The organism is Methylobacterium nigriterrae (genome assembly GCF_037106235.1).
Lineage (GTDB): Bacteria > Pseudomonadota > Alphaproteobacteria > Rhizobiales > Beijerinckiaceae > Methylobacterium > Methylobacterium nigriterrae.
Window position 1 is genome coordinate 36,635 of record NZ_JBAWTG010000044.1, and the last position, 6,170, is coordinate 42,804.

Below are 6,170 nucleotides of genomic sequence, written 5' to 3' on the forward strand. Positions count from 1 at the left end.
ATTGATACGCGCTCCGCGCGGGTGAAGCTTGCCGAAAGACGCGAGCCTTACTGGACGGTGATCTCGGCCGGCTGCGCCGTCGGCTACCGCAAGGGCGCCAAAGGTGGCACCTGGGTGGCGCGCCTGCGTGACGGCGGGCGCCAGCACTACGATGCTCTGGGAGCGGCGGACGACCACCGCGATCCGGACGGCCTCACCGTCTTCTCGTTCGCTCAGGCGCAGGAGCGCGCGCGTGACTTCTTCACCCGCAAGGCGCGCGAGCTTGCCGGCCATGCCGAGCCGAGCGAGGGCCCGTACACCGTCGCCGCAGCGATCAGCGACTACCTTGCAGCACGCGAACGGCGTGGATCGAAGGGCGTGCGTGCCGACCGGTATGCTGCCAACGCGCGCATCCTGCCGGAGCTCGGCGCTGTCGAGGTCACGAAGCTCACGGCCAAGCGCATCCGGGATTGGCACCATACCGTAGCCGAGGCGCCAAAGCTGCTGCGCACCGGTAAGGGGGCCGCCAAGCAGGCCACAGTCCCGGTGGACGAGCGGGATTCTGAAGCCGTGCGCGCCAGGCGCTCAACGGCCAATCGCCTGCTGACCGTCCTCAAGGCGGCCCTGAACCACGCCTTTCACGAGGGCAGAGCAGCCACGGACGAGCCCTGGCGCAAGGTGAAGCCCTACCGAGAGGCGGATGCCGCCGTCGTGCGCTATCTCTCGCCGGCCGAGTGCCTGCGCTTAGTAAGCGCCTGCGAGCCGTCCTTCCGACATCTGGTGAGAGGGGCTCTGGTCACCGGCTGCCGCTACGGCGAGCTGATCCGCCTGCAAGCCGCAGACTTCAACCCCGATGCGGGTACGGTCACAATCCGCCAGTCCAAGGCTGGCAAGCCGCGTCACGTCGCCCTCAACGCTGAAGGCCAGCAGTTGTTCGCCGGCCTCGTGGCGGGCAAGGCCGCACGCGATCTGATCTTTATCCGAGCCGACGCCAGGGCTTGGGGCGTCTCGCACCAGCAGCGCCCGCTTGTGGAGGCGTCGCGTCGAGCCAAGCTCGATCCGGCGGCGACGTTTCACATTCTGCGGCACACCTATGCTAGCCTCTTGGCCATGCGGGGTGTGCCGATGGGCGTCATCGCTGCGCAGCTTGGACATACGGATACCCGGATGACCGAGCGGCACTATGCTCACCTCGCGCCCTCCTACGTCTCAGACACGGTGCGCGCGGCCCTGCCCGCCTATGGCCTCCTTGAGGAGCCAACCATCGTCCCGTTGCACGGCTAAGGCCTACTATGCGCCGGGAGCGGGCCTTGGCTCCCGATCGGACAGCGGACGTTCGGCTATGCGCCCATTGCCGCCGTACAGCAGTCTGCGGCGGCATCCCGGAAGCGGACGTCAAAACAGCGTAGGCGTGGGCTCTGGAGCGCGCCACGAGCCGACATTGGGCCGGCAGGCGCTGAACCGCCGCTCACGACCCCATTCGGACCTTCGCCAGCGACGGCTCCAAGGTCCGCATGGGGTCCATCAGGGATGCTGGGGTAGCGAGCTCTTGCCTTCGTAGGCCTCAAGCTCTTCCCTCAGATACGGTGCAGTGCGGCTCGCCCGCGCCCCGGCCACCACCTCGGGACGGCCGGCCGTCACTACAGTTCCACCCAGGTTTCCGGCGCCGGGCCCCACATCGATGACGTGATCGGCCCCCGCGACGACGCGCATGTCGTGTTCGACCATGACGACCGTGTTGCCCGCATCGACCAAGCCGTTGAGCTGGAGCATGAGGCGATCCACGTCGGTCGGGTGCAACCCTGTCGTTGGCTCGTCGAGGACGTAGAGCGTGCCCCCGCGCTGCCCCCTCTGCAATTCGGTCGCGAGCTTGATGCGCTGGGCCTCCCCGCCGGAGAGTTCGGTCGCCGGCTGGCCCAGGCGCAGGTAGCCGAGGCCGAGATCCCGCAGCACGATCAGCGGCCGCAGCACGGAGGGCTCGTCCGCGAAGGCTTCGCAGGCGCGCTCGACGGTGAGCCCGAGCACGTCCGCGATGGTCAGCCCGTTCCAGGTGACCTCCAGCGTCGCCGGCGCGTAGCGGGAACCGTGGCAGGTCGGGCAGGGGGCGTAGACGCTCGGCATGAACAGGAGTTCGACGCTGACAAAACCCTCGCCCTCACAGGCCGGGCAACGGCCCTTCGCGACGTTGAAGGAGAAGCGGCCGGCGTCGTAGCGGCGCCGGCGTGCCTCGGGCGTGGCGGCGAACAGTTTGCGGACAGCGTCGAACAGGCCGGTATAGGTCGCGAGGTTCGAGCGGGGCGTGCGCCCGATCGGCTTCTGATCGACCTTGACCAGGCGCCGGACCCCTTCCAACCCGCCGACGATGCGCCCCTCGGTTGGGCCCGGCGCATCGTCGAGGGGATCTTCCGGCTCGTCGTTGATGTCGACGGGTCTGCCGAGGCGGTCGCCGACGAGTTCCAGCAAGGCCTGGCTGACGAGGCTCGATTTGCCGGAGCCCGAGATGCCCGTGACAGCGGTGAGACATCCCAGCGGGAACGACGCCGAGACGCCGCGCAGGTTGTTGCGGACGATCCCCTCCAGGCGCAGCCATCCCGAGGGCTCGCGCCGTGGACGCCATGGCGGCTCGGCAAGTCCGAACAGGTGAAGGCGGGTGCGCGACGCCTCCACCTCGCGCAGGCCCTCCGGCGGGCCACTGTAGAGCACGGTGCCCCCGTGCTCGCCCGCGGCCGGGCCGACATCGACCAGCCAGTCGGCGCGACGCATCGTGCCGATGTCGTGCTCGACGACGAACAGCGAATTGCCCGAGGCGAGCAGTCCGGCAAGCGCGTCATGCATGGCATCGCCGTCGGCGGGGTGCAGCCCCGCCGTGGGCTCATCGAGCACGTAGGCCACGCCGAAGAGCTGCGAGCGGAGCTGGGTGGCAAGGCGCAGGCGCTGCAACTCGCCCGACGACAGGGTCGTGGTAATCCGGTCCAGCGACAGGTAGCCGAGGCCCAGCTCCGTGAGCGTCCCGATCCGGTCGATGAGATCGGCGGCGAGGCGCTGGGCGGCGAGCCGCTTCTCGATAGAGAGGTTCGGCGTCGCGCGCACGTCCGGCGCACCGGCATGGGCCGACGCCCCGGAGGCGGCACGCTGAGCCCGATCCCGCCGGCCCGCTTCGCGATCCAGCGTCCCAGGGTCGGCGTTGTCGGCGGTATCGTCATCGGGCAGCCAGTCCTCGGCGGCCGGCCGCAGCGTCTCTGCGAGGTCGGAGAGCGGCATGCGCGACAATTCACCGATATCGAGGCCGGCGAAGGTGACGGAGAGCGCCTCGGGCTTCACGCGCTTGCCTTGGCAGGCGGGGCAGTCCTCGCTGACGAGGTAGCTCGCCGCCCGTCGGCGCATGAGGGCGCTCTGCGAATTGGTGAAGGTACCGAGCACGTAGCGGCGGGCGCTCGTGAACGTGCCCATGTAGCTCGGCTCCAGGCGGCGCTGACGGGCGAGCCGCGTCTGCGCCGGGGAGAGCCCGGCATAGACAGGCTCCTGCGGCTGGTCGTCTGTGAACAGGATCCAGTCCCGGAGCGCCCGCGGCAGGTCCTTCCAGGGTGTGTCGACATCGACCCCCCGGCTAACCAAGATGTCCCGCAGGTTCTGCCCGCCCCAGGCTTGTGGCCAGGCCGCGACGGCGCGCTCGCGGATCGTTAGCGAAGGATCGGGCACCATGGACGCTTCCGTTGCCTGGTAGACCCGTCCGAGCCCGCCGCAGGACGGGCAGGCGCCCTGAGGCGTGTTGGGCGAGAAGTCCTCCGCGTAGAGCATCGGCTGGCCCGGCGGATAGATACCGGCGCGCGAGTACATCATCCGCACGAGGCTCGACAGGGTGGTGAGGCTGCCGACCGAGGAGCGGGCGCTGGGTGTGCCACGCTGCTGCTGGAGGGCGACGGCCGGGGGAAGCCCCTCGATGGCATCGACGTCGGGCACGCCGACTTGGTCGATCATCCGCCGCGCGTAGGGTGCGACCGACTCGAAGTAGCGACGCTGGGCCTCTGCGTAGAGCGTGCCGAAGGCGAGCGACGACTTGCCGGAGCCGGAGACACCGGTGAACACCACGAGGGCGTCGCGCGGCAGCTCCACGTCGACGTCCCGCAGGTTGTGCTCCCTGGCGCCCTTGACTGTGACGTAGCCCGGCCGTCCCGCCCCTGATCGAGCAATCCTGACCAGTTCTCTGGGCTTTGGCTGGTCCATGGAACTCTCTCTCTCGACGCGTCCTTTCCCGCAGGACACCGAGCGTTGCTGCGCCGACTAGAGGTTCAGGAGCGCGGGAGCTACCCCCGCGGGAAACTGTCGTCAGGCTGGAGCCGACCTCTCACGCTACAAGGTGGATGGTCCGGAAGGGGCCAGGACTTCGCGCCCGCCAGGTCCAATCTGCGCCCCCGATGGAGGGGTGCAGCGCTGCCGCGACGCCCCAGCGAGCACAGCCGCCTGACGCCGTCGACGGGCGTCTCTTGTTATTGCCAGCTGCGCCGGACTGGTCCGTGCGCCATGAAGATCCGTCCGCCGGTGGAGAGGGCGCTCGGCAGCGGCAAGCGGCGCACGCAACACCCACAGCCAGCTGGATGCGCCGCCGAAGCCCGGCGCGGGTAAGTCGCGCTCGGCTCCGTTGCAGCGTAGGCGACGCGGCTACCCGGATTGCCAGCGGCGATAGCTGGTGCGCTCAGGAATGTTCGTGGCGCTTCAGCCCCGCATTCCGGGCATGCGCATGGATCACGGAACTGCGCCATGGGCCGCATCGCCGTGAACGGCCCGCAACCTTCGCACTCGTAGTCGTAGATCGGCATGGGGTCCCCGCGCTTGAGCTCGTCCGGCGAGATGGCGGATGGGCCGAGCGAGCGGCTGCCCGCCCGGCTCGACGGTTCACGCGGCGGGCTTGAGGACCACCTTGGTCCAGCCCTCGTCGCGCGCGTCGAAGTGCTGGTAGGCCTTCGGTGCCTCTCCCAACGGCAGCTCATGCGAGACGATGAAGGACGGCTTCGCGCGGCCGGTCGAGATGAGGTCGCGCAGCTGCCGGTTGTAGGCCTTCACGTTGCACTGGCCGGTGCCGATCGTCTGACCTTTGAACCAGAAGAGGCCGTGATCGAAAACGATCTCGCCTTGCTTGTAGAGCGGGTCCTGAGGGGCCGGATCCTGGGGCGCGTAGACACCGACCACGCCGATGCCGCCGGTGAATTTCACCGACTTAACCAGGTTGTTCATGGTCATGTTGGGGTGCTCGTGGCCCTCCGGATCGTGCGCCTGGTAGCCGACGCACTCGCAGCCGCGGTCGGCGCCGATGCCGTTCGTCAACTCAAGCACTTGGTCCACCGGGGAGCCCTTGGAGTCGTCGATGGGCAAGGCTCCGATCGAACCCGCGAGGCGCAGGCGGTCGGGATGGCGATCGACGACCATGACCATGCAGGCGCCCTTGATCATCGCCGCGTGCGCAGCCATCAGGCCGACCGGACCGGCCCCGTAGATGACGACCGACTCGCCGGGACGCAGTCCTGCAAGCTCAGTGGCGTGCCAGCCGGTCGGGAAGATGTCGGCCAGCATCACATACTCGTTCTGCCGCTCCTCCGCATCCGGCGGCAGCTTCAGGCAATTGTAGTCGCCGTAAGGGACGCGCAGCAGGTCGGCCTGGCCGCCCCGATACGGTCCCATATCGGCAAAGCCGTACGCGGCGCCGGCCATGTTCGGCACGACGCTTCGATCCGCCGTGGTCAGACAGAACGCGCTCAAGCCGCGTTCGCAGTTCTTGCAGAACCCACAGCCGATGTTGAAGGGGACGGCGACCCAATCTCCGACCTTCACCCGATCGACGGCGTTGCCCACTTCGGCCACCTGGCCGAGGTTCTCGTGCCCGAACACGCCCCCGCGCGGGAAGTCGGTCCGGCCCTCGTACATGTGCAGGTCGGAGCCGCAGATGTTGGTGCTCGTGATCCGCACCAGCACGTCGGTCGGCCTCTCGATCCGGGCGTCGGGCACGTCCTGCACCGCAACATCGCGAGGTCCGTTGTAGACGACTGCTCTCATCGCGCTCTCCTGACCTGACGCTGGTTGCTAGGTAGAGAACTAGTTGTCTGGTGGTGGAACGTTGTTGGGATCAGGTGCGTTGGGCAATCGAGGAGCATGCCTGGCGCTTTGACGGCGTCCGTCGCCGCGTCTCCCGCCGGAGG

At 68.6% G+C, this 6,170-nt stretch carries 4 protein-coding genes; 1 reads left to right on the top strand and 3 read right to left on the bottom strand.

What is annotated here, in order from left to right; translation table 11 throughout:
* The first annotated feature begins 21 nt into the window (after positions 1–21).
* Positions 22–1,263, top strand: a complete 1,242-nt coding sequence (locus WDW90_RS20845) for a tyrosine-type recombinase/integrase (RefSeq protein ID WP_336489381.1) — start codon at positions 22–24, stop codon at positions 1,261–1,263.
* A 240-nt stretch (positions 1,264–1,503) separates the two neighbouring features.
* Here the strand turns inward: WDW90_RS20845 and WDW90_RS20850 are convergent, their stop codons facing one another.
* From WDW90_RS20850 to WDW90_RS20860, 3 genes are all read right to left on the bottom strand, one after another.
* On the bottom strand, positions 1,504–4,203 hold the full coding sequence (locus WDW90_RS20850) for an excinuclease ABC subunit UvrA (RefSeq protein WP_336489382.1): 2,700 nt from the start codon (positions 4,201–4,203) through the stop codon (positions 1,504–1,506).
* 263 nt (positions 4,204–4,466) lie between these two features.
* Positions 4,467–4,967 (bottom strand): FmdB family zinc ribbon protein, encoded by a 501-nt coding sequence (locus WDW90_RS20855; RefSeq protein WP_336489383.1) that lies wholly within the window; start codon positions 4,965–4,967, stop codon positions 4,467–4,469.
* Positions 4,873–5,946, bottom strand: a complete 1,074-nt coding sequence (locus tag WDW90_RS20860; protein ID WP_336489384.1) for a glutathione-independent formaldehyde dehydrogenase — start codon at positions 5,944–5,946, stop codon at positions 4,873–4,875. The genes WDW90_RS20855 and WDW90_RS20860 overlap by 95 nt, the downstream gene beginning before the upstream one ends.
* Between the last annotated feature and the right edge of the window lie 224 nt (positions 5,947–6,170).

Bases quoted from the DNA above. Each gene is read 5' to 3' on its own strand.
- WDW90_RS20850 (WP_336489382.1), bottom strand. From the start codon at position 4,203: ATGGACCAGCCAAAGCCCAGAGAACTGGTCAGGATTGCTCGATCAGGG.
- WDW90_RS20855 (WP_336489383.1), bottom strand. From the start codon at position 4,967: ATGAGCTGCCGTTGGGAGAGGCACCGAAGGCCTACCAGCACTTCGACG.